The following is a 768-nucleotide window of genomic DNA, read 5'->3' on the forward strand; positions in this document are numbered from 1 at the left end:
GGCCAACCCCACCGCGGACCCGGCTCCCGTCCCCACCGGGACCCCCACGGGAGTTCCGGCCCCGGCGCCGCCGCCCGCGCCGGTGCCCCCGCCGGTGCCCACGCCCACGACCGCACCTCCGCAGGAGTTCTCCAAGGTCTGCCTCGACCCGCCGCCGCTGCCCGGTTCCCTCCTGCCCGGCTGGGGCACCGAGTTCACCACCGCGACCGTCGTGCTCTCCCCGGACGAGCCGGACCGGCTGCCGTTCTGGTGGGAGCTCACCCCGGGGCAGCGCGCGTACGCCGACCGCGTCGAGCAGCGCGCCACGATCGACCGCGGTGCCGTCGTCACCTCGCCGTCGACCTCGCCGCGCATCGGGCAGACCATCGCCTTCAGCGTCGGCGACGCGCAGGCGCGCACCATCGGCGTCGGCGCCACGAGGATGCGCGCGGTGCTGGAGTCGCTGACGGTGGACACCGGCGAGGGCGGCCCGCCGGTGACGTGCACCGGCGGCGGGGTGCCGCTGGAGGCGGGTGCCACGCGCCGCACCGGCCCGGAGATCTGCTCGTTCACCTACCGCCGGACCTCCGGCGGGCACAGCTACGACGCCCCGGACACCTTCGAGGTGACGGCCACCGAGCGCTGGCGCATCGAGGTGAGCGTGGACGCCGGGCTCACCTGGGACCCCGAGCGCGTCGTCACCCTGCCCGTCACGACCGGGCTGCGCGTCACCGAGGTGCAGACCCTCGTCGTCCCGCTCCGCCCCGCCACCCCCGCACCGTGAGGCAG

General features: G+C 76.7%; 1 pseudogene. It reads left to right on the forward strand.

Annotated features, from left to right (window positions below):
* Positions 1-763: pseudogene (locus GTQ99_RS23705) on the forward strand (hypothetical protein); the annotation flags it as partial.
* Between the last annotated feature and the right edge of the window lie 5 nt (positions 764-768).

Origin of the sequence: Kineococcus vitellinus (assembly GCF_009906315.1) — a bacterium.
GTDB lineage: Bacteria > Actinomycetota > Actinomycetes > Actinomycetales > Kineococcaceae > Kineococcus > Kineococcus vitellinus.